The sequence below is a fragment of the Desulfobulbus propionicus DSM 2032 genome, assembly GCF_000186885.1.
GTDB classification, from domain to species: domain Bacteria; phylum Desulfobacterota; class Desulfobulbia; order Desulfobulbales; family Desulfobulbaceae; genus Desulfobulbus; species Desulfobulbus propionicus.
Genome location: NC_014972.1, coordinates 2,173,714 through 2,196,857, shown reverse-complemented (window position 1 = coordinate 2,196,857; position 23,144 = coordinate 2,173,714). Strand labels below are relative to the sequence as shown.

The 23,144-nt window shown below is 58.2% G+C and carries 17 protein-coding genes and 1 other RNA gene; 10 read left to right on the top strand and 8 right to left on the bottom strand.

Annotated features, from left to right (window positions below; genetic code table 11):
• Window positions 1-60: 60 nt before the first annotated feature.
• From ffs to DESPR_RS09515, 6 genes are all read right to left on the bottom strand, one after another.
• Window positions 61-158: signal recognition particle sRNA small type (gene ffs / locus DESPR_RS16835), an RNA gene on the bottom strand.
• 278 nt (window positions 159-436) lie between these two features.
• Window positions 437-1,426: a methylmalonyl Co-A mutase-associated GTPase MeaB gene (gene meaB / locus DESPR_RS09535; RefSeq protein ID WP_015724603.1), complete on the bottom strand. Its 990-nt coding sequence runs from the start codon at window positions 1,424-1,426 to the stop codon at window positions 437-439.
• A 91-nt stretch (window positions 1,427-1,517) separates the two neighbouring features.
• Entirely contained in the window at window positions 1,518-3,665 is a 2,148-nt protein-coding gene (gene scpA, locus DESPR_RS09530; protein ID WP_015724602.1) for a methylmalonyl-CoA mutase, read from the bottom strand.
• Between the two features lie 156 nt (window positions 3,666-3,821).
• A complete protein-coding gene (gene mce, locus DESPR_RS09525) occupies window positions 3,822-4,232 on the bottom strand; it encodes a methylmalonyl-CoA epimerase (RefSeq protein ID WP_015724601.1) in 411 nt (136 codons plus the stop codon).
• A gap of 267 nt (window positions 4,233-4,499) precedes the next feature.
• Window positions 4,500-5,300 (bottom strand): CoA-transferase subunit beta, encoded by an 801-nt coding sequence (locus tag DESPR_RS09520; protein ID WP_015724600.1) that lies wholly within the window; start codon window positions 5,298-5,300, stop codon window positions 4,500-4,502.
• Window positions 5,301-5,359: 59 nt separating this feature from the next.
• On the bottom strand, window positions 5,360-6,280 hold the full coding sequence (locus DESPR_RS09515; protein ID WP_218918235.1) for a CoA transferase subunit A: 921 nt from the start codon (window positions 6,278-6,280) through the stop codon (window positions 5,360-5,362).
• 1,083 nt (window positions 6,281-7,363) lie between these two features.
• On the opposite strand from DESPR_RS09515, the gene DESPR_RS09510 reads away from it, so the two are divergent.
• Together DESPR_RS09510 and DESPR_RS09505 are read left to right on the top strand one after the other, a co-directional pair.
• The gene (locus DESPR_RS09510) at window positions 7,364-7,930 is read left to right on the top strand and encodes a cob(I)yrinic acid a,c-diamide adenosyltransferase (RefSeq protein WP_015724597.1); all 567 of its coding nucleotides are present in this window, start codon (window positions 7,364-7,366) and stop codon (window positions 7,928-7,930) included.
• 18 nt (window positions 7,931-7,948) lie between these two features.
• Window positions 7,949-8,599 carry a ferredoxin--NADP reductase gene (locus DESPR_RS09505; protein ID WP_015724596.1) on the top strand — a complete coding sequence of 217 codons (651 nt, stop codon included), beginning with the start codon at window positions 7,949-7,951 and terminating at the stop codon, window positions 8,597-8,599.
• Window positions 8,600-8,638: 39 nt separating this feature from the next.
• On the opposite strand, the gene DESPR_RS09500 is transcribed toward DESPR_RS09505, so the two are convergent.
• Entirely contained in the window at window positions 8,639-10,015 is a 1,377-nt protein-coding gene (locus DESPR_RS09500; RefSeq protein WP_015724595.1) for an NAD(P)-dependent oxidoreductase, read from the bottom strand.
• Between the two features lie 277 nt (window positions 10,016-10,292).
• Here DESPR_RS09500 and DESPR_RS09495 point away from each other — a divergent pair, with 277 nt between their 5' ends.
• The 8 genes from DESPR_RS09495 to DESPR_RS17290 all read left to right on the top strand — a co-directional run bounded on the left by DESPR_RS09495 (window position 10,293) and on the right by DESPR_RS17290 (window position 21,269).
• On the top strand, window positions 10,293-11,321 hold the full coding sequence (locus DESPR_RS09495) for an NAD(P)/FAD-dependent oxidoreductase (RefSeq protein ID WP_015724594.1): 1,029 nt from the start codon (window positions 10,293-10,295) through the stop codon (window positions 11,319-11,321).
• Window positions 11,290-11,613: a hypothetical protein gene (locus tag DESPR_RS09490; RefSeq protein WP_245529418.1), complete on the top strand. Its 324-nt coding sequence runs from the start codon at window positions 11,290-11,292 to the stop codon at window positions 11,611-11,613. Before DESPR_RS09495 ends, DESPR_RS09490 begins: the two co-directional genes overlap by 32 nt.
• Window positions 11,614-11,627: 14 nt before the next feature.
• Window positions 11,628-12,476 (top strand): pyruvate, phosphate dikinase/phosphoenolpyruvate synthase regulator, encoded by an 849-nt coding sequence (gene ppsR, locus DESPR_RS09485; protein ID WP_015724592.1) that lies wholly within the window; start codon window positions 11,628-11,630, stop codon window positions 12,474-12,476.
• Between the two features lie 717 nt (window positions 12,477-13,193).
• The gene (locus DESPR_RS09480; RefSeq protein ID WP_015724590.1) at window positions 13,194-14,795 is read left to right on the top strand and encodes a [FeFe] hydrogenase, group A; all 1,602 of its coding nucleotides are present in this window, start codon (window positions 13,194-13,196) and stop codon (window positions 14,793-14,795) included.
• Between the two features lie 22 nt (window positions 14,796-14,817).
• Entirely contained in the window at window positions 14,818-15,618 is an 801-nt protein-coding gene (locus DESPR_RS09475; RefSeq protein WP_015724589.1) for a 4Fe-4S dicluster domain-containing protein, read from the top strand.
• On the top strand, window positions 15,615-16,817 hold the full coding sequence (locus DESPR_RS09470) for a polysulfide reductase NrfD family protein (RefSeq protein WP_015724588.1): 1,203 nt from the start codon (window positions 15,615-15,617) through the stop codon (window positions 16,815-16,817). Before DESPR_RS09475 ends, DESPR_RS09470 begins: the two co-directional genes overlap by 4 nt.
• A gap of 251 nt (window positions 16,818-17,068) precedes the next feature.
• Entirely contained in the window at window positions 17,069-18,502 is a 1,434-nt protein-coding gene (gene hydG / locus DESPR_RS09465) for a [FeFe] hydrogenase H-cluster radical SAM maturase HydG (RefSeq protein ID WP_015724587.1), read from the top strand.
• 367 nt (window positions 18,503-18,869) lie between these two features.
• Window positions 18,870-21,269: a methyl-accepting chemotaxis protein gene (locus DESPR_RS17290; protein ID WP_015724586.1), complete on the top strand. Its 2,400-nt coding sequence runs from the start codon at window positions 18,870-18,872 to the stop codon at window positions 21,267-21,269.
• Window positions 21,270-21,390: 121 nt separating this feature from the next.
• Here the strand turns inward: DESPR_RS17290 and DESPR_RS09455 are convergent, their stop codons facing one another.
• Window positions 21,391-23,112: a hypothetical protein gene (locus DESPR_RS09455; protein WP_015724585.1), complete on the bottom strand. Its 1,722-nt coding sequence runs from the start codon at window positions 23,110-23,112 to the stop codon at window positions 21,391-21,393.
• Window positions 23,113-23,144 lie beyond the last annotated feature (32 nt).

Sequence of the window (23,144 nt, the reverse complement as noted above, 5' to 3'; positions counted from 1 at the left end):
AACGGAAGATGCATCAACTGTTCCGGGCGCGGGGAGCAGCGAATTCACCCCTGAAAAAAGGATAGCCAGGCACCCCCATGCACATAAAGAGGGTCACTACCGCTGCTTCCTTCCGGACCTGACGGGGTTTGTGATTCTTTATTGCACAGGACCCGGCTATCACACTGACGATCATGTGGCTGGGAAAAGAGGTGGTTACCGTTCCATGTTGGAAGGTGCCGGCGTCAGTGGCAATTGTTTATGAACGCCTCTCTCTTTTCAGTTTGCCGTTTATACTCTTCATTCAAGGGGGCGTCAAGAAAATTTAAGACAACAACCTCTGGTTGTCTGTGAAGAAGGGCGGATCATCGTCTCCCTCCGGCGATCGGAGAAAGACGATGACAGAAATTAACGAACTAGAGAGGTTGTTGAAGAAAAGGAGGGCAAACCTTGTGGTCTACAGCAACAGGTCCTTGCCGAGAATGGCAACCAGTTCATCGGCGGCCCGGGTGGGTGCCATGCGGCCGTCCTCGACGCTTTTTCTGACTCCGGGTAACAGTTTCTGAATCTCTGGGTGCTGGTAGAACCAACGTTCCAATCCTTCATTGACCAAGAACCACATCCACGACATGGCCTGATCCTGGCGTTTCTTGTCCAATTCGCCGGAAGCGGTCATGATCTGCTTGTGGTTGTTGATCGTCTCCCATACCTCCGCCAAGCCAACTTCCTCAAGGGCGCTGCAGGTCATGACCGGAGGTGTCCAGTTTGGTGAAGAGGGGGTGACCAAGTGAAGGGCTGTTTCATATTGGCGCTTGGCCAGCTTGGCCCGGCTGACATTGTCACCATCCGCCTTGTTGACCACGATGGCATCAGCGACTTCAAGCACGCCTTTTTTGATTCCCTGGAGTTCGTCGCCTGCACCGGCGATCTGCAACACCAGGAAAAAATCGACCATCGAGGCAACGGTGGTCTCTGATTGGCCCACCCCCACGGTTTCGACGATGATCACATCAAAGCCGGCTGCCTCGCAGATCAACATGGTTTCCCGCGTTTTTCTGGCCACGCCGCCCAGGCTGCCGCCTGATGGCGAGGGGCGGATGAAGGCCATGTCGTTGACCGCCAGTTTTTCCATTCGGGTCTTGTCGCCAAGGATGGAACCGCCGCTGCGGGTACTGCTGGGATCAATGGCCAGAACGGCTACCCGGTGTCCCATTCCAGTGAGCATGGTGCCAAAGCTCTCAATGAATGTGCTCTTGCCAGCTCCGGGAACGCCGGTAATACCCAGCCGCACCGCTTTGCCGGTATAGGGCAGCAGTTCATTGATCACATGTTTGGCAATCTCCTGATGCGAGGGCAGGATGCTTTCGACCAAGGTGATGGTGCGGGCAAGCATCAGGCGGTTATTATCCAATACGCCCTGGATATAGTAACTGGGATCTTTATGCATATCTGACCTTTAATGGAGGTTTCGTTGTGCGAACATGCAAACGGACGGATTGTGGTCCGTCCGTTTGCTGTTTTCCCAATATGCGGAACTGCTATTTACAATATTTCTCCTCAAGCATGTCCATGACCTTGCCAGCGGACTCGGTGATCGGGGTACCAGGACCATAAATGCCCTTGCAGCCAGCGTCATAGAGGTATTGATAATCGCTCGGCGGGATAACGCCACCGGCAACCACCATGATCTCTCCAGCACCCTTCTCCTCCAGCTTCTGAATGAGCTCGGGCACCAGGGTCTTGTGGCCAGCGGCCAATGAGGAGGCGCCGACGATGTGAACGTCATTCTCGATGGCCATCTTGGCGGCTTCTTCAGGAGTCTGGAACATCGGGCTGATATCGACGTCGAAGCCGAGGTCAGCATAGGAGGAGGCAACGACCTTGATACCGCGGTCATGGCCATCCTGGCCCATCTTGGTGACGAGGATACGAGGCCGGCGACCGGTCTTGGCCATGAAGTCGTTGGTCCGCTTGCGCAGAGCCTCGATGATCTGGGCGGCGTCGCTGCTGGCTTCGCTGTACTCGGAAGAGTAGGCGCCGGATACACACTGGGTGGTGGCTACGAAACGGCCGAATACTTTTTCCATGGCGTCAGAAATTTCTCCAACGGTTGCTCTGGCCTTGGCAGCGGCGATGGCGACCTCGAGGAGGTTGTCCTTGCCGGCGGCAGCCTTGGTGATGGCCTCGAGGCAAGCCTGACACTTGGCGTTGTCACGGGTCTTTTTAATGTGGTTAATGCGGTCGATTTGCTCCAGACGAACGGTATCCGGTACCTCAAGGATCTCGAAATCAAGCTTCTCGTCTTTGAGACGGTATTTGTTGACACCAACGATAACGTCCTTGCCTTGATCGATACGAGCCTGACGACGGGCGGCGGACTCTTCGATGCGCAGTTTCGGCATACCGGAAGCAATGGCCTTGGCCATGCCACCCATTTCCTCGATCTCGTTGATGATTTTCTCGGCACCCTGAACGATCTGGTTGGTGAGCCATTCAACATAGTAGGAACCGCCCAACGGATCGGCAACGCGGCAGATCTGGGACTCTTCCTGGATGATGATTTGGGTGTTGCGGGCGATGCGGGCGGAGAACTCGGTCGGCAGACACACGGCCTCGTCAAACGAGTTGGTGTGCAGCGACTGGGTGCCACCCAGAGCAGCGGCCATGGCCTCGATGGTGGTGCGGATAATGTTGTTGTAGGGGTCCTGCTCGGTGAGCGACCAACCCGAGGTCTGCACGTGGGTCCGCAGCATGGAGGATTGCGGCTTCTTCGGGTTGAACTGCTGCATCAACTTGTACCACAGGAAGCGGGCAGCGCGCAGCATGGCGATTTCCATGAAGAAGTTCATGCCAACGCCAAAGAAGAAGGACAGACGCGGAGCAAAGGTGTCGACATCCATGCCCGATGCAATGGCGGCGCGAACATATTCAATACCGTCTGCCAGGGTGAACGCACACTGGAGGACGGAATCAGCACCAGCTTCCATGATGTGGTAACCACTGATGGAGATGGTGTTGTATTTGGGCATGTTCTTGGAGCAGAACGCCATGATGTCGGAGATGATCCGCATGGAAGGCTCCGGCGGATAGATGTAGGTGTTCCGGGTCAGGTACTCTTTGAGAATGTCGTTCTGAATGGTACCCTGGAGCTGATCCTGGGTAACTCCCTGCTCCTCGGCAGCACCGATCCACATGGCCAGAATCGGGATAACCGCGCCGTTCATGGTCATGGAGACGGACATCTGGTCCAGCGGAATGCCGTCGAACAGGATTTTCATGTCCTCGATGGAGTCGATGGCCACACCGGCCTTACCGATGTCGCCGGCAACGCGAGGATTGTCAGAGTCATAGCCGCGATGGGTGGAAAGGCTGAAGGCAACGGACAGACCTTTCTGACCGGCTGCCAGATTCTTGCGATAGAATTCGTTGGATGCCTTGGCGGTCGAGAAACCGGCATACTGGCGAATGGTCCAGGGGCGGCCGGCATACATGGTGGCCATCGGGCCGCGGGTATAGGGGGCCATGCCGGGGAACATGCTGAGAGACTCAAGACCTTTGAGATCCTCGTCGGTATACATCGGTTTAACGGTAATGCCTTCAGGGGACTTCCAATTCAGCGTGTCAGGGGATTTGCCCTTCATCTGCTTGGTGGCCATTTCAACCCATTGCTCATATCCAGTTGCCATGTCGCTTACTCCTTGTAGTTAACTTGGGGATTATCCCCGGTTGAAAACAAAACAAACTGGTCCAACGGCAACTTTCCCGGAAGAGAAGTTGCGGTTGGAACCAGGATCAGACAGACATTCAGGTGTTCGTTGCCGCGAAAACCTCAATGTGGTTGATTACATCCGCTGGGAAAGCTCAACGAGAATCCCCCCCGTTGCTTTGGGGTGCAAAAAGGCAATCTTACATCCGCCGGCACCCATGCGCGGGGTTTTGTCGATAAGAGCGACCCCTTTTTCCTGTAGCTCGGCCAAGGCCTCTTCGATATTTTCGACCTGGAAAGCAACGTGCTGGAATCCACCCTTACCGCCATTTTTTTCAATGAATTTAGCGATAGGGCCATCGGGTGAGGTTGATACGAGGAGTTCCACTTCACTTTCACCGACAGGGTAGAAGGCTGTTGTCACTTTTTGCTCTTCAACGGTTTCCGTGCCATGGAGATTAAGTCCCATGACATCGGTCCAAAATTTACTGCCTTCGTCCAAGCTGTTGACTGCGATACCAAGATGGTCAATTTTAAGAATTTTCATGCTGTGTTCTCCTGTCCGTCAAGGTTTGTTTGCCGGAATGCTAAATAATTAAGTGGTGTTGAAAGCAAGACAACGGTGGCCAAAGGCTTTCAACTCAACTGTGCCCAATGACGGAGTCATCGGGTAACATTTTCTATTTTTTCTGGATAAGCTCGATTTTTTGTTTCTCTTGAGTGCGGTGTTTTTATCTGTAAAAAAGCGAACGCCCTGTTTTCAAATACAGACCGTACCGTTGAACAAGAAACGGTACGGTCTGCATCATCGGAGTTATTTTGCTACTCGTTTGACAAAGGCACCTTGAGGATCGACCACTTCACGGATCAAACGCACTTCCTCGACGGTGGGGGGCGCGAACTCGCTGACATTCGGGGCTACCAGCAATTCAAAGCCGGTGTTGTCCTGAATGCTCTGTACGGTTTCACCCGGGAATGTCTGGAGAATACGCATTCTCTTGGTTGCCTCGTCGAAATCGAAGATACCCTTAGTGGTGATCACTCGATACGGGCCCTTGCCCTGCATGCCGGCTTTCTGACGGGCGCCGGGGGTGCCGTCAAGATGGCCGGGGCTGGTGACATAGGAGAGCTTCTCGTTGAATTTCTTCTTGTCGTGGGGAACGATGAGGATGGTTCGCTCGCAGGAGGCCGCCATGTCGCTGGCGCCGCCGCTACCCGGCAGACGAACTTTGGGCTTGGCATAACTTGCGGGGTAATCACCCATCATGGTGGAGTTGAGGTTGCCGTACATATCGACCTCGGCGCCACCGATGAAGCCGAAATCGGCGTATCCGCGCTGGGTCAATTCAAAGGCGGCGTTCAGGCCCTTCATATAGGATGCGCCGGTTCCGGTCTTGGAATCGCCGACCGAAATGGGCAGACCATGTGTCAGGGGCGGACCCATGGCACCGGCCTCGAAGACCACGATCAATCCGGGGGCATGGGTAAGAATAGCCAAGAGCGAGGCAACCATGGGAAGGCCCGTCCCGACAAAGACGATCTTGTTGTCTTCCAATATCTTTGACCCCGCCACAACGATGATTTCTTGGGCGGTGTAATCCGTTGAAACTGTCATGATGACTCCTTGTCTAGTGTTCCGAGAGGTTCCGTTTCAATGACTCAGGCTGCTGGAGATTAGGCCAACCGCTCGCAATGGACCGCTTCCGCCGCTTTGTCCGCCAGGATCTTGGAGAGCGGAAATTTGTCCAGATATTGCTCAAAGGTTTCGACCCCAAAGATATACTCGTCAAACCAAGCCTTGAGTGAATCGGCCGGAGCACCTTTGACCATCGGCATGATACGTCCGAGGAAATCACGGATATGGTCGCCGTTGAAATAGTAGTGGCGGCGGCAGGCACCCGGATAGGCACCATAGGGTACATGAATGACTGCGTCGACAGCCGGGAAGGGAATAAGGATGTCCTTCGGATTGCTGACGATCAGTTCGTGGGAAACCAACTGCTCGCAGGTGACGATGCAGTGTTTCGCGGCCATGGCGATTTCCGGGCAGGTGGCGTCGGTGCCGCGAATGATGCAGTTACCGTACATGTCCGCTGCCTGGACATGGATGATGGCCACGTTCGGATGGCAGGCCGGGACAAGGGCAATCGGCCGTCCCGTGAACGGGCAGTCGATAATCTTGGTGCGGCTGGTGTTTTTGATGTCGCCGCCCAAGGGACCGCGGGTGGGCAGGAAAGGCAGGCCCATGGCACCGGCTTTGAACCGGGCAGACATGTTGTAGTTGCTCCAGTCCTCGAATTCGATCAGGCCGCGTTCGGCGAGATAGCGCCAGGAGGGAGACAGACCAAAGGACTCATGTCCCCAATAAGCCAGCTCGATCCGCTTGATAGAAAAATGATCCGGCCGGGCGATCATCGCGGCGCCGAGAATTTCAGCTGCCATGCCTGCGGATTGCCAGGAGAGAGTCAGGTCCTTGAAGCCTTGCCGAACCATTTCATGACAGATGGCTACGGGCTGACGGAGATTGACGAATCCGCCGATACCGACATTGTCGCCATTCTTAACAAACTTGGAAACCGCTTCCTTCAGCGTCATTCGTTTGTCTTTTTTGGACTTGTCTTTGTTGACAAGTGCTTCCCTTGCTTCATCGGGTGATAAACCTGTCCAGAACATTTTCGCGTTAGTTTCCAATGTGTACCTCTTCCTGTCTATGAAGCGTTTTTATTGCCCGGTTGCCGCCCAGCGGCCCTCCGGGATCCCCCTATACAAAAAAAGACCGGAAAACAACAGATTATGAACTGCTGTCTCGCCGGTCTATTTTTTGACTGGATCGCAAACCTTGTACAATAACTTGTGAGAATCTGTCTGTCATACGTTGAGCCAATTTTCCTCAAGTGGGTACTCCGACCGCGTCGGAATATTTACAGATGATGCACACTTCCGGTCTCGTTTTTTCAACCGTGAACCGAAGCCGATATCGACTGCAAGGGAAAAACTGGTCTTTTCCAGCAAATCGCGGAAAAGCCTTTAGCTAACTCTTTTTTTACTACCTCTTTCTTGCGATCGTCCGCTCACCAACAAGGGTGGCTGAGTGAAAATGAACATTGAACACCAAAAAACCGTCCTGTCGTTCAGGTGGGAAAAATTGAATAACAGGCTAAAACTAATTAACATAAAGTTTCGCATTTTCCTATTTGAGATTGGCTCTTTTGTCAACAGCAAAAAGATTTGGTGAATGGGAAATGAATCAATATTCACGCTCATTCCTCGATAAAATAATTAGTTAAAACGCATACGGTCATTTTTGATTTTTTTGGGTTCCGCTACTGGTGTCATTCTTTCCGGCATGCGGCGGAGCAGGGAGGGGGCAGGAGATTTTTTTCTGGAAAAATAGATTTGATTTAATGAGATAGCTTGTTGTGGCCTTTCTTGTTTTCGAGTACAACATCACACTTGGTAGTGTTGATTGGCGAAGCGGTGCAAGGTCTGCTCCATTGAGCGACGAGATTGGCTGGCGATCGTGCTCCGGTTTCCAGGCAGCGTTCACCCACGGGACAAGAACGCGTGGCCGACGATGCGGCCTTGGGGGAGAGCATTTCCACGCCTTTGGCGAAAACGATTTTCAGTGTGTCAGAATGGGATTTAATTGACCAAGATAACAGCAAAAGGAGAAGTCGGATGAAAGTGTATACTGGCGGAGGCGACAAAGGAAAGACGAGTCTCTTTTCTGGCGAGCGTGTACCCAAGCATCATATCCGCATCGAGGCCTATGGCGATCTCGATGAACTCAATTCCATGCTGGGGGCGGTCGCCGCGTATCTGCCTGAAGGAGAACAGGCTATCCGCGGCGATTTCGAGCAGATTCAGTCCCACCTCTTTCTCGCCGGTGCCTGGCTGGCCACCACTCCGGACTCTTCCGCCACCGGTTATCTCACTGCCCTGCCGGTCAATGTGTCCAAAGATTTGGAGAAGCGTATCGACGCGCTTTCCGACGTGTTGCCGGTGCTGAAGGAATTCATTCTGCCCGGAGGTCAGCCGGTCGCGGCCTGGGCCCATGTGGCGCGTACGGTCTGTCGCCGTTGCGAGCGGCGCTTGACCGAATTGATCGAGGTCTCTCCGGATGCCGGAAACAGTGAACTGGCGGCCATCCAAGTCTACCTCAACCGCTTGTCCGATTATCTGTTTGTCGTGGCCCGATACCTTAATCAACTCCTTGGAACCGCCGATAAAACCTGGAAGAAGTGATGGAACAGGGGGACATCGATGCACCGCATCTCCATTTTGAAGCGCGAATGGCTGGATGACGAAGCCTTTGAGTTGACCTTCGACCGACCCGATAATTTTTCCTTTGTTGCCGGCCAGCATGTCACCCTCAGTCTGCACGGCGAGGAGCGGGATTATACCTTGCTCTCCCCTCCAGATGCCCGTGAGCTGCGCTTTCTGATCAGACGGATACGCGGTGGGGTGTTGAGCGGTGCCCTAGCTGAACTGGCTCCGGGGAGTTCCGTCGGCATGAGCCAGGCCAAGGGGTATCTGATCTACCGGCCGACCGATCGACCGGTCTATTTTGTGGCCAACGGGGTGGGAATCGCCCCGTTTATGGCCATGGCCGCGTCGGGGGTGCGGGGCTTCACCCTGGTCCATGGCGCCCGGGAGGTATCGGGTCTGTTCTATCGGCGTGCGCTGACCATGGCGGCCAGCCGCTATATTCCCTGCCTTTCCGGTCCGGCGCAGCCGGGGATCATGCTCCTGGATCTCCACCGGGGGCACGTGACCGATTATATCGATCGGCATCTCAAGCCCGGGCTTTATGATTTCTACCTCTGCGGCTCCCGGCCGATGATTCATGACATGACGCATCTGCTCGATGAGCACTTTCCCGGCACACGCATCTACAGCGAGGCCTACAGCTAACCCTCCTCAATCCGTGAACATCGCGCAGGGCTTGATCGTTCAGATCAGCCCCTGCATGTAGCGGTGCATGGACTCGGCCGCGTCCAGCCCTTGACAGACCGCCTTGGCCACGGTCTGCGGCCCGAGCACCGTGTCGCCGCCGGCAAAGATCCACTCGACGCTGGTCTGGAGGGTGACCGGGTCGACCACGTAGGTGCCACGGGAGGTGACCTCCACCGGCACGGTCTCGTCATGCACTGGAATGACTTTCTGCCCGACCGCCGCGATCAGGGCATCGGCTTCGAGCACGAACTCGGAGCCTTCGACCGGAACCGGGGAACGCCTGCCGGACGCGTCGGGTTCGCCCGGCTGCATGCGGATGCATTCCACGCCGGTCAATCTGCCGTCGTCCGAGAGGATTCTGGTGGGTACGGCAAGGAACAGGATTTGTACCCCTTCCTCCTCCACATGATGTACCTCGACTCCCGAGGCGGGCATCTCTTCGCGGGTGCGGCGGTAGAGGATGGTCACCTCCTTCCAGCCGGAACGGAGCGCCACCCGGGCCACATCGATGGCCACGTTGCCGCCGCCCACCACCACCACCCGGTCGCCAAGCGCGATTTCTCGACCGGTAAGCACCTGTCCCAGATAATCGATGCCGGACATCACCCCCTGGGTTTCAAGTTCGCCTTCCAGGCCCAGCCGGCGGCTTTCATAGGCGCCAATGCCGAGAAACACCGCGGCGTAGCCCTGGTCACGCAGGTCGGAGAGGGTCAGGTCGCGACCCACGGTGATGCCGGTCTTGACGTTGACCCCGCACTGCTGCAGGGCATAGAGTTCGGCGCCGATGATGTTGCGCGGCAGGCGATAATTGGGGATGCCGACGCTGAGCATGCCGCCGAACACCGGCAAGGACTCGAAAATGGTGCAGCTGTATCCTTTGTGCGACAGCGAGTGGGCCACGGTGATACCCGCTGGACCGGAACCGATGATCGCCACCTTGATGCCGTTTTTCGGCGCGCAACGGGGTGAGAGATTCTTGCCGTTGATGATCATCCAGTCGGCAAGGAAGCGTTCCAGCAGGCCGATGGCCACCGGCGCGTCCTTTTTGCCCCGGATGCAGGCACCTTCGCACTGGAACTCGTGGGGACAGACCCGGCCACAGATCGAGGGCATGGAACTGGTCTCGCGGATGGTCCAGTAGGCCTGTTCGAACTTGCGCTCCCGCAACAATTCGATGAACCGCGGGATGTCGTTGCCGATGGGGCAGCCCATCACGCACAGCGGCTTGCGGCACTGCAGGCAGCGTTGAGCCTCGATCAGCGCGGTGGCTTCGTCAAAGCCTTTGGAGACCTCGTCGAAGTTGTCGAGCCGCTCCTCGGGATCAAGTTCACGCGGTTGTTGCCGGGGGATGGCCAGTTGTTCCCTGATGTTCATGGCGGCACCTTGCTGTTTGAGGTGGGAAATATTCCTGATATGTAGCAGGAAGAGGAGACGCTGACAACAGGAAAGCCGGGGATCACCCCTTCGGGTCGATCGGCGGCGAGGCGGGACGCATGCCCCCGGCTGCGGGCACGATCCGGGATGCGCTTGCTTTTTTTTCCGGGAACCGGTAAGCCGTAGCGGCCGTTTCCCGGAGAGCGTATTGCCGATGGCCTCTGCCCCCCTTGCCACCTGCCTTCAACCAAGGAATTGTTTCTTGAACAATTAACGCATGGAACACACTGATATTCTGATTGTTGGCGGCGGACCGGGTGGTTTGGCCTGCGCCACCCAGTTGGCGCGGCACGGGGCACGGGTGGTCCTGGTGGAGCGCAAACCGGTTTTCGGCCCCAAGGTTTGTGCCGGTGGCATCACCTGGCACGGCCTGCTCCGTCATGTTCCTCACGAACTGATCGAGCGACAGTTTCCCGAGCAGGTGGTGGTCACCCCTCGGCAACAGGTGGTGGTGGCGGAGCAGAATCCGATCATCGCCACCGTCAGCCGAGAGCGCCTGGGACAGTGGATGGCGGCGCAGGCGGCAGCCGCCGGGGTGACCCTGCTGAGCGGAACCCGGCTGGCCGCGCTGGAACCCGGGCAGGCCATCTTAGAACGGGGCAACAGCCGGATGGGCGTACGTTATGGCCAGCTGGTGGGCGCGGATGGATCATGCAGTCAGGTGCGCCGCTATCTCAACCTCCCGTCCTTTGCCCTGGGAATCGGCCTCAACGCCATGGTGCCGGGTCACTTTTCCCGCATGGAATGGCATCTTGACCCGCGCCTCTTCGGTTCCGGCTATGGCTGGATCTTTCCCCATGCGACGACCTGTTCCATCGGCGCCTACGCCGACAGCCGCCTGTTTTCGGCCAGGACGCTCAAAGAACAGTTGCTTGTCTGGGCCGGTCGACAGGGCATTGCGCTTGATCCGGGAGCCATCCGCGCCGGTCTGGTCAACTTCGATTATCGTGGGGTTTGTTTCGAGCATGGCTGGCTGGTCGGCGATGCCGCTGGACTGGCTTCCGGGCTCACCGGCGAAGGCATCTATCCGGCTCTGGTCTCCGGTCGGGTTGTGGCGCGAATGATCCTTGATCCCGCCTATCCGGGCACCGAGCTGGCGACGCTTGCCCGCAAACAACGGCGCCATGGCCGGGTGATGCGGCTGGCGGGTCGCAGCCCAAGACTCTGCGGCCTGCTGATGGATCTGCTGGTTCTGCTGCTACGAATGAAAATCATTGATTTTCATAGTCTGGAAATGGCAGATTAGCGGTATCGCTTCCACTCTTCCCCAGGACACCATGACCACCAAGCAGAAACATCTCCTCTACAATGCCCTGTTTCTGGTCGGTTGCGCCGGACTGTTGCTGTTTCTTCTCAAGGCGCCGCCGGAAACCACCCGACCGCTGCCGCATGACGCCACGCATGAACGATTCATGACCATGAAAAAAAAGGAGGCGGAAAAATTCTGCGAGCGTTGTCATGCGCCAGGCAAGGAAGCCCCCTTGCCCGAAACCCATCCGCCGAAATACCGCTGTTTGTTCTGTCATAAACGAAAATAACCCATCGAGACGCCATGGCTACCACCCAAGATGTCTACTACGTTTCCGGTTCCACCGCCATCCTCGCCGAAGACATGGGCAAGGCCCTTCTGGCCCAATTTCAAGACATTCGCTTTCGGGAAGAAAAAATTCCCTTCATCCATACCCCCGATGACGCCCGCAAGGCCCTGGCCCACATTCTCCAGCAGTCCGAAGGCGGGCAGCCGCTGGTCTTCTGCACCATCATGGATCAGGAAACCCGTGACGTGTTCAACTGTCCAGAGGTGAAATTTTTCGATATTTTTCTCAACACCCTGGAATTGCTGGAACAGGCCCTGGGGGTCAAGGCCTTGCGCGAACCGGGATATTCCCGCCACTTTACCATCTCCAAAATGAACAAACGGGTCGACGCCATCCATTTTTCCCTGGAGCACGACGACGGCACCCGGCCGGCAGAATACGACGAGGCAGAAATCATCCTGGTGGGCGTGTCGCGATCCGGCAAGACCCCGGTCAGTATCTACCTGGCCACCCACATGGAACTCAAGGCCGCCAACTTTCCGTTGACCGCCGATCACCTCGACAAGCATGAACTGCCCAAGGAGATCGTGCGCAACAGCAAGCGGGCGGTGGGGCTGACCTGCTCGCCGCTCTACTTGCACACCATCCGCGAAAAGCGCTACGCCGGTTCCACCTATGCCAGCTTGGCCAACTGTACCCGCGAACTGCAGCAAGCCAAGCAGCTCTACCAGCGGCACAACCTCAAGGTGCTCAATGTCGAGGGCCGCTCGATCGAAGAGATCGCCGTGCAGGCGATCCAGGCCATTGGTCTGACCAAGAAACAGCGGCCGCGCACTCGCGATATCTCCGGACGTTCCCTGTAAAAGGCCGACCGAGTTAGAGATGCGGAGAGGCGTCAATCGAGGCCTCTCCCTTCCTTTTCCGCGCCTCGGATTGACCCCAACCGTATTTTTTCCTCTTCATTCCCCCACACCCTTTCCTGTTCCCTGTCCCGCAGAGGATTTTTTTACTGCCTTAAAGTACAAAATTGTACTTATCGGCGCGTGATTCGCGAGCGGTTCCCGGCCATTTCCTTGTCGTTGACGCTCTTTTTCAGCTTGTATCCTGCTATTTTTTTGCGGGTCAGAATGACTCGATAATTCCTTCCGTTCATAGCCCGTTCGGGAAAAAAACCCGGCAAGCCGGCTTTGGTCGTCATTGAAAATAATTGACATATCAAGCAGTTTTTATTAGACTTTATATAGAGAATTAATTCTCTATAAGTCCTTTCCGGGTCAGCGTTGGACCGGTTCAATCAGTATCCGGTTCCTTATACAAAGGGGCGCCAACCAATGGCCGGAAGAGGGGAGAGGCCCTGATTCTGCCGACCGGAATCATTGTTTTTAGTTTTCCGGTTTTTTGGAAAAAAGGACTGCACGGCAAACTTTTGATGGGTGGGCGGTGGATGCGTGGTCGAAGATGGACGCCTGTGTTCTCTTTGGTCGGTGACACTGTCCACGAGACAACACACACGGGCCGCGGCTGGGCAGCAGAAACGGCAAGCGAGGCCAAGAACGTAACTTCAGCAAGGGAAGCAGTCTATGGACAATAACAGCACAAACGATCTCCCGGTTTCCCGGCGGTTTTTCCTCAAGGGATTGGGAACCGCTGGCATGGCGGGCGCCCTCGCGACCCTGTCCGGGTGCAAGGATGCCGGCAAACCAGTCGGCGGCGAAGGATGGACTCCGCAACAGTACAACGCTCCCGGCTCCTGGCCGGTGCAGGTCCGTGGGCGCGTGCCCATCGATCCCAACAACCCCTCCATTGTCCGCGACGACCGCAAGTGCATCCTTTGCGGCCAGTGCGCCGAGGCCTGCGAGCGCGTGCAGAGCGTCGAGGGCTTCTACGGCCTGCCGATCAAGGACGACATCACCTGCGTCAACTGCGGCCAGTGCGCCCTGTGGTGCCCCACCGGCGCCATCAGTGAGCGCGACGACATCGAGCGGGTGCTCAAGGTGATCAGCGACAAAAACCTGCATGTGATCGTGCAGACAGCGCCAGCCACCCGCATCGCCATTGGCGAGGAATTCGGCATGCCAGCCGGCTCCATCGTCGAGGGTAAGATGGTCGCTGCCCTGAAGTTGCTTGGTTTTGATCGCGTCTTTGACACCAACTTCAGTGCCGATCTCACCATCATGGAAGAGGGCACCGAGCTGGTCAACCGGATCAAGGCGGCCGGCGGGCACGGCGAGGGTGGGCATGGCCATGCCCCGACCGCGCTGCCCCAATTCACCTCCTGTTCGCCTGGCTGGGTCAAGTTCTGCGAATACTTCTATCCCGACCTGCTCGATCACATGTCGACCTGCAAATCGCCGCAACAGATGCTCGGCTCAGTGGCCAAGACTTACTATGCCAAGAAGAAAGGTATCGATCCCAAACAGATCGTCTCGGTGTCGATCATGCCCTGCACGGCCAAGAAATTCGAGGCCGCACGCGGCGAGATGAACAGTGCCGGCATCATGGCCGGCACCCCTGAACTGCGCGATGTCGACTTTGTCCTCACCACCCGCGAATTGGCGCGAATGATCAAGGGCAAGGGCATCGATCTGGCCAAACTCGATCCTCAGCCCTATGACTCGCTCATGGGTGAGGGCACCGGCGCGGCGGTTATCTTTGCCGCCACCGGCGGCGTCATGGAGGCGGCGATCCGTTCCGGGTATTACCTGCTCACCGGCGAAAATCCGCCCGAGGCCCTCCTCAACCTTGCCGCCGTGCGTGGCCTGCAGGGCGTCAAGGAGGCCAGCCTGGAGGTGCCTGGAGTGGGCGAATTGCGCGTTGCCGTGGCCAGCGGCCTGGCCAACGGCCGGCAACTGCTCGATCAGATCCGCGCTGACAAGCAGGCCGGCCGGCCGCCCCGCTACCACTTCATCGAGTTCATGGCCTGTCCGGGCGGCTGCATCAGCGGCGGCGGTCAGCCCAAGACCTCGGTGCCGCCCAGCGACTGGGTGCGCCAGGAGCGGCTGAAGTCCATCTACACCATCGACGCCAAGATCTACAAGAAACGGCTGAGCCACGAGAACAAGGAAGTGATGGACCTGTACGCCGACTATCTGGGCAAGCCCAACGGCGAGATGGCCCACAAGCTGCTGCACACCACCTATACCGACCGCAGCGCTCATCTAACCCCAAAAAACAAGGCGTGAGCCGGAACACGAGGGATTGATTATGTCAAAGGGAGTTCTGGTCGACATGACCAAATGCTTCGGCTGCGGCGCGTGTACCGTGGCCTGCAAGCTATGGAACGAAAAGAAATACGATGAGGTCAACAAACCCACCGTGGGAGAGGCGGCGCAGTTGGTGGATATCAACTGGACCGTGGTCAGCAAGCATGACGTGACCGACAAGAGCGGCCAGGAAGCCTGGCGCTTTGCCAAGAAGCAGTGTTTGCACTGCGTCGATCCGGCCTGCGCCTCGTCCTGTCTGGTCGGCGCCCTGCGCAGGACGCCGGAAGGACCGGTGGTCTACCATCCGGACCTGTGCGTGGGCTGCCGTTATTGCATGGTGGCTTGCCCCTTCAATATCCCCAAGTACGAGTGGGACAAGAGCTTCCCCAAGGTGTCCAAGTGCCAGATGTGTTATTCACGCGTGGCCGCCGGCGAGCAGCCCGCCTGCATCGCCGTCTGCCCCAACCAGGTGATGACCTTCGGCGACCGCGATGAACTGATCAAGGAGGCGCACCGGCGGATCGAGGGCAACAAGGCGCTCTATGTCAACCATGTGTTCGGCGAGACCGAGGTTGGCGGCACCGCCTGGCTGTATCTCTCCGATCAGCCGTTCGACGCGCTCGGCTTCAAGACCGCGGTGCCGCAGGAGTCGCTGCCCGCCTACACCTGGCAGATTCTCAGCAAGCTGCCGGCGATCCTGCTCGGCTGGACCGCCATCCTCTCCGGTATCTATTTCTTCAACAAACGCCGCAACGCCATTGCGGAGGGTAAACAGGACAACACAGGAGGGCCGCAGGCATGACCATCAACGGCAATCGTCTCACCTTTAAAATGACCCCGTTCCGGCTGGTATTGATCGCCTTCTCGCTGATCTTCGTCGGCATTGTTGCTTACCGCCTGGTCAACGGGCTGCAGATGACCAACCTTACCGATGCCTGGCCCTGGGGACTGTGGATCTTCATCGACGTCAAGCTGGGCGTGGCCCTGGCCGCCGGCGGCTTCACCACCGCCGGCATCTACTATGTGCTCGGCGTCAAGAAGGTCAAATCCGTGGTCAAGCCGGCCATCCTCACGGCCTGGCTCGGCTACTGCCTGGTCGGCTTCGGTTTGCTGATGGATCTGGGCCGCTGGTACGGGTGGTGGCACCCGATCTTCAGCTGGGGCGAGCATTCGGTCATGTTTGAACTCTACATGTGCGTTTTGCTCTATACCATTGTCTTGACGTGTGAATTTGCCCCGGTGCTGTTCAAGGGGCTGGGGATGAAAAAGATTTCCTCCTTCTTCACCAGTCTAACCGCGCCGCTGGTCATCGGCGGTATTGCCCTCTCTACCATGCACCAGTCGTCCCTGGGTTCGATGTACGTGCTCACCCTGGGCAAGCTCAATGAACTGTGGTGGACCATGCTGCTGCCGATCCTCTACTACTCCTCGGCCGTGGCCGTCGGGCCGGCCATGGTCACTTGCGAGACCGCCCTGGCCGGACGCTTTTTCCGCCACGACTGGGACGAACCGGCCATGACCTTCCTGGCCAAATGGTCCGGGTATGTGATGAGCTTTTACACGGTGCTCCGTTTTTCCGACCTGGCCATCCGCGGCCAGTTGGGTTCGCTGTTCGCCTTGGACACGGAGAGCCTCATGTGCCTGCTCGAACTGGCCATCGGCTGCGTCATTCCGGTCTACTTCTTCTGGAGCTACAAGCTGCGCGGTAAGGTGATGACCAAAACAATGATCGTGCGCAACGCGGTGCTCATGGTGCTCGGCGTGGCGCTGAACCGTGGCAACGTGGTGTTCACCGGCATGGCCGAAGCAGCCGGGGAAAGCTACTTTCCTTCCGCCGGCGAGCTGTTCCTGTCGATTGGTTTGATCTCCATCGGCATTCTGGTCTATCTGTTCATCGTCGAGAATTTTGACGTTTTTCCGGCCCACGAGCATCGGGACACCTACGTCAATACCGACAAGGAGCAGATGCAGCCGCACAACGCAGGTTGTGTCCAGGCATAAGCGGCTTGCCTGGCAGCGGAAGAGCATCTATTATTGAGAAATAATCCTATTTGAGGGGAGGCCATGCCGGCCGGTCACAGCTCAATCCTGACCGAGCCGGCCTTCCCGCCCCTCCATCCATCCAGCTCCCATCAGCTCGCACGGTTCGGGCTGGTGGGTTTTCCCGCATTGGCCATACCCTGCCAGTGCCCCTGACGACAGATGGCCGTTGTCCGTCAACAACCACCTGCCGGTGAGTGGGAGGTCACTCTATGTTGATTGAAACTATGGAAATTGAGGAATTCATCCGTCCCGAGGAGATCGAGACCATCCTGGCCCAGGCGGCCGATACTCCGGACAACGAGATTGAGACCATCCTCGACCGGGCGTCCCGCTTCGAGGGCTTGAGCCATCTCGAAGTGGCCAGACTGCTCAAGATGGACGACAAACACCTGGACCGGCTGTTCCAGGTGGCCCGCCGTATCAAGGAAGAGATCTACGGCAACCGCATCGTCATGTTCGCGCCGCTCTATGTGAGCGACTTCTGCGTCAACCGATGCGCCTACTGCGCCTACAACGATTGCCACAGCTTCAAGCGCCGCAAGCTGACCCAGGAGGAGGTCCGTGACGAGATCATCGAGATCGTGCGCATGGGCCACAAGCGCATCGCCTTGGAAGCGGGCGAGGACGACGTCAACTGTCCGATCGACTACATCCTCGACTGCTTGCGCACCATTTACAAGACCCAGGCCGATCTCTCCGGCGAGATCCGCCGGGTCAACGTCAACATCGCCGCGACCACGGTGGAGAATTACCGCAAGCTCAAGGCGGTGGGCATCGGTACCTACATCCTCTTCCAGGAAACCTACCACCAGCCGACCTACGAAAAATACCACCTAGCCGGGCCGAAACGGGATTATTGGTACCACACCACCGCCTTTGACCGGGCCATGGCCGGCGGCATCGACGATGTCGGCGCGGGCGTGCTCTTTGGCCTCCACGATCCCTATTTCGAGGCCCTGGCGATGATGCTCCACAACGAGCACCTGGAAAAAACCTACGGGGTCGGCTTCCATACCATCTCGGTGCCGCGTATCCGTCCGGCCGAGGGCGTCGATCTCAGTGCTGTCTACCCCAACATCCCGGACGATCCAACCTTCAAGAAGATCGTCGCCGTGCTCCGCCTGGCCGTGCCCTACACCGGCATCATCATTTCCACCCGCGAGAACGCGGCCATGCGCAAGGATCTGCTCGACTGCGGCATCACCCAGATGAGCGCCTGCAGCGCGGTCGGGGTTGGCGGCTACATGGCCGAGAAGCGCCGCCGCGAGACCGGGGTGGTCGATCAGGAACTGACCGCCCAGTTCGCCAAGAACGACGAACGCACCGCCGACGAGATCATCCATTGGTTGATGGAAGAAGGGTTGGTGCCCTCCTGGTGCACCGCCTGCTACCGCTCCGGCCGCACCGGCGATCGCTTCATGGCGCTCGCCAAGAGCGGCCAGATCAAGAACGTCTGTCATCCCAACGCCCTGATGACCCTGTCCGAATACCTGGAAGACTACGCCTCGCCCGAGGTCAAGGCCCTGGGGTACCGGCTGGTGGACCGGGAGCTGGACAAGGTGCCCAAACCCGAACACCGGGAAAAAGCACGCCAGAATGTGGAGATGATCCGCAGCGGCCAGAGCCGCGATCTGTTTTTCTAAGCGTCGAGCATCGCCCCAGGCGGGCGTTCCGTCTGTGCATGGTCCATGAAGAGGCGCTGTCGGGTCACCGGCGGCGCCTCATTGCGTTTTTGGTGACGTCCGCAGTCGCCACCGCCCCCTCCGCGACACCGAAGCCACGCCCACCGTTTCGTCGGCTTCTTGGCTGGTTCAACCGGTTTCGCTCCTGCCGTCAACGATATTGAATCATTCCGGTACCGCGCTGTGGCACCGGGCGGCGTTTGTTCTTTGCGAATCGTTGCCCCGCGTTTCTTGACATCCATTCGTATTTCAGTACAATTTTCATGTATATTCCGTCCATGTGGTCTGGGGACGGTTTCAGAACAACACCCATTCAAGGAGCCTGAGCATGCACGTCTTCCAGCGAATAGCCCCGCGGGTGCTACTGCCGATTGCCGGGGTCACGATCCTCTTTTCCCTGGTTTTATATGGGGTGGCCGATCGCACCATCGGGCGGTTGATGGAGCATAATCTGGATCGGCTTGGCCAATCGAAGGTGGCGGACATCGCCGCCAGCGAGAAACGCATCGCCAATGAAATGCTGGCTCAGGCCGCCCTGTTCAGCCGGGCCAAGCCGGTGCTTGAGGCCTATGAAACCGCCCATCAGGGCCGGCTCGACGATGAGGGCGATCAGCAGATGGAAAAGGCCCGGCAGCAGCTCCGCGCCTATTTTGCCTCCATCGAAAAGGGCTTCAAGGAAAACAGCGACAACAAAGCCCTGCGGCTCCACTTTCACGTGCCGTCGGCCCGCAGCCTGTTGCGGGTATGGAAAAAGGATCAGCGCACCAGCGATGACCTGGCCTCCTTCCGGGAAACGGTAACCGCCATCAACCAAGGCTCGCATCAGCGGGTTGTCGGCGTCGAGGTGGGAAGGGGCGGGTTTGAGATTCGCGGCATAGCGCCCATCCTTGCCGACGACAGCCGGTTTTTAGGGTCGGTGGAATCGCTCTCCTCCTATGATCCGTTGGTGCAGTACGGCGTGAGCAACGAAAACGAGCACATCGCCGTGTACATGAACAAAGCCTCCCTGGCCATTGCCACCGAGCTGCAGGATGCGGCCAAGCATCCGATTGTCGGCGACGCCTTTGTGTTTGTCTCCTCCTCCAATCGGCAGACCACCGACGCGGTCATCACCGCGGAGCTGCTCGCCGGCGGACGGGACGGGGTGCGCATGGAACGCGTCGGCGATTATTTCACCACCTTCTTTCCCATCAAGGATTTCAGCGGCAAGCAGGTGGGGGTCATGGCCTATGTCTACAACGCGGCGGAGTTGTATCGGCAGATGCGCACCATCGAGCGCGGATTGATCGGGCTGTGCGCGGCCCTGCTGGTGGCGGTGATCGTGCCGCTGTTGTTGAGCGTCCGTGCGGTGGTCGTGCCCATCCAGCGCACGGCGACCATGCTCAAGGACATTGCCGAGGGCGAGGGCGATTTGACCAAACGGCTGCAAATTTTAAAGAAAGACGAGGTCGGAGAGCTGGCCCAATGGTTCAATCTCTTTCTTGATCGGCTGGAACGGATTGTCCGCGATTTCGGCTCCAAGGCCAACAGCCTGCGGCTGTCGTCGGATGATCTCAGCACCATTGCCCAGCAATTGTCGAAAAACACGGTGGACGCGACGGCAAAGTCCGCCAGGATGGCGCACGGCGCCGAATCGATGAGCGCCAACATGGCCTCGGTGGCGACTGCCAGCGAGGAGGCCTCCGGCAACGTCAACGCGGTGGCCACGGCCGTGGAGCAGATGGCGGCAACGGTCAAGGAAATTGCCGGCAATGCCGAACATGCGCGCCTCATTGCCCAGAAGGCCGCTTTGGGGGCCACCACTGCCTCGGACAAGGTGAACCGGCTGGGAAGCGATGTGAACGATATCGGCAAGGTCACCGAGGTGATTACCGAGATCTCCGAGCAAACCAACCTGCTGGCGCTCAATGCGACCATCGAGGCGGCCCGGGCCGGCGAGTCGGGCAAGGGGTTCGCGGTGGTGGCCAATGAAATCAAGGAATTGGCCAAGCAGACCGCGGTCGCCACCGGCGAGATCAAGGGAAAGATCGAGGCGATCCAGACCTCGACCGGCGAGACGGTCGATGAAATTGAACGGATTTCAACGGTGATCAACGATGTCAACGAGCTGGTGGCCACCATCGCCGCCGCCGTTGAAGAGCAGTCGGTGGCCACGGCGGAAATCGCGGCCAACCTCAGCCAGGCTTCCCAGGGCATTCAGGAGGTCAATCACAATGTCGGCGAGGTCTCGCTGGTCACCGGCGAGATCAGCAAGGACATCGTCGATGTCAACCGGGCTTCCGAGGAGATGAACATTGTCAGCGCGCAGCTCACCAGCCATGCCCGCGATCTGTTCAACCTGTCCGAACGATTGTCCGAGGTGGTGGACCGATTCAAGACCCAGCAGGCCCGGTTCAACATCGGCAAGGTCAAGGCGGCGCACATGCAGTGGCGCTCCCGCCTGGAAGCGGTGCTCAACGGCAAGGAGGCCCTCCGCCCGGAAGAGGTTGCCTCGGATCGGGAATGCGAGTTCGGCCAATGGTACTTTGGTTCCGAGGGACAGGCCCTGCGCGACCGACCGCATTTTGCCGAGGTCGGTGCACAGCATGCCAAGGTGCACCAGTTGGCCAGGCAGATTGCCGAGCTGATCCAGCAGGGCAACTCCAAACAGGCGGGCGCGCTGATGCAGGAGTTCGAGACCGCCCGCGAACAGCTGTTCAAGTCGCTGGACGAATTGTATCTGAGTTAAAAAGAATCGAATGCCCATCGGCGGCAAGCCGATGGGCCCGGAGGTGGACAGGGGCGTGGAACGCTGGCTCCCGGGCGATGGCCATCAGCGTTCCATCCTGTCGGTGAGGTACGCGGCTGATTCAGCGCGATGGCCGCTTGGTTTCCCGAAACCAGTCGCGCACAGCGGTCATCTGTTGGACGTGCGCGGCCGGCGCGTGACGGCGGCAGGTCGCATATTCCTCGGTGCCTTCTTCCGCCCCCCAACGCACCTCCACGCAGTCATTGGGGTTGTAACCCATCTCGAAGGCCGATTTTCGCGCCAAAATATCCGCGACCGTCAGTTCCCATGGTTCACCGTTGCTGCGATTGTACTGGATGCTTTTCTCGTTGATCAGCTGGCTATGCAACTGCTCGATCTCGGCCTTCACCTGCCGGGCGGAGGTGGTGCTCAGGTTGAACAGGTGCGGGTAGTGAAGAACTTTTTCCGGAAAATTGAGGACAACGTTCATGGCGATCAGCAAGCGCATGTCGCGCGAGGGAGTGGCGTAATCTTCCCATGGACCGACGGTTTCAAAAATGGCCGCACCCTTGGGCATCGCGATGGTGCCGCCGCCTTTGCGAAAATAGGCTTCGCCATTTTCAACCGATTGCACCCGCGTTTCCAACTGTTCGACCAAGGCGGCGAGTGTCGCTTCATAGGCCTGATGCGCCTGCAAACCATGGGGATTGATGAGCGCGGAGAGTTCCGCGTAAAAATCATCGGGGTTCAACCACGCCTGATCCAGCGAATAGTTGGGTAATTCCTTGTTGTGCAACAGACGGTTGCCAGCAAGAGGGCGAAACGCTTTGAATCCGGGGCCGGCGCTGGCGATGGGGGCAAAGAGGAAGGTCCCTTCCCAAAATCGCTTTCGGGCAATGGAATTGTCCGGCTGGGCATCGACCGCCAGGAGGAGTCCGGGGCTGTCCGGGGTCTGGTCGACCCATTTAGTCAGGACCAGCACATGCCCATAGGGGTCGGCGTAGATCGTGCCCGGCCAAAGCGCCTCGCGTTCCAGGGGCACGGGGTAAAAGTCGGTCTCCTCGTCGGCCAGCGCGGTGCGACCGTTGCCCGATTGCACCGCATCCAGCAAGCCGTGACTGACCGCCTTGAAGGTGGCCAATGGTGCTCGTTTGCCGACGAAATCGGTCCTGATGACCACGGGGTTGCAGGTCGGAGGTTTGACAGCCGAGCCACGGTTGCAGACCCGGTAGCTGAACGGCAATCCGTTTTTCCAGGCAAAATAGCCCCGGAGAAAATAAGGGAAATCGGCGCAATCCGGGTTGGCCGGCACCCCTTGGTCTTCCTTCAACCCCAGTGCATTGTGCAAGAAATTGCGATCAGGATCGCGCAGCACCGGTTCCAGCGAGGGAAAACTCAGCTGTTCGTCGACCGGATGGTCAAACATCCGCTCAATCCAGGCGGCATAAAAGGCTTCATGCGCCTCATCCCAGACCGCCCGTTCCTTGCCGTTCTCCCCGAAACCGATCTGCCGGCAAGCCAGCGACCTGTTCTGGGTCCTGGCCTCGACCTGATACGGCCCGCTTTCAAGGGGTTCCGTTTCCGCCGTCAGGCTCCACGGCATTCCGCCGCTACTTGCCGTGGCGGCCAACGATTGCCGTTGCCCCTGCGGATCGGTCAACACCAGTTCGGTGAGCGGCTCGGCCGTGGATACCGCCATGATCCTGACCGGTGTCCCCTCCTGCACCACCCGGGGGACAATCCACACATGGGTGTGCTCTCCCTGTTCGCACGTGGCGCCATGGACGGCTTGGCCAAGGCCCAAGACCACTGCGATCATCACAAGACAATATGAAATTTTCATGCTTCGTTCTCCTGGACGGGGGAAGGGACTGT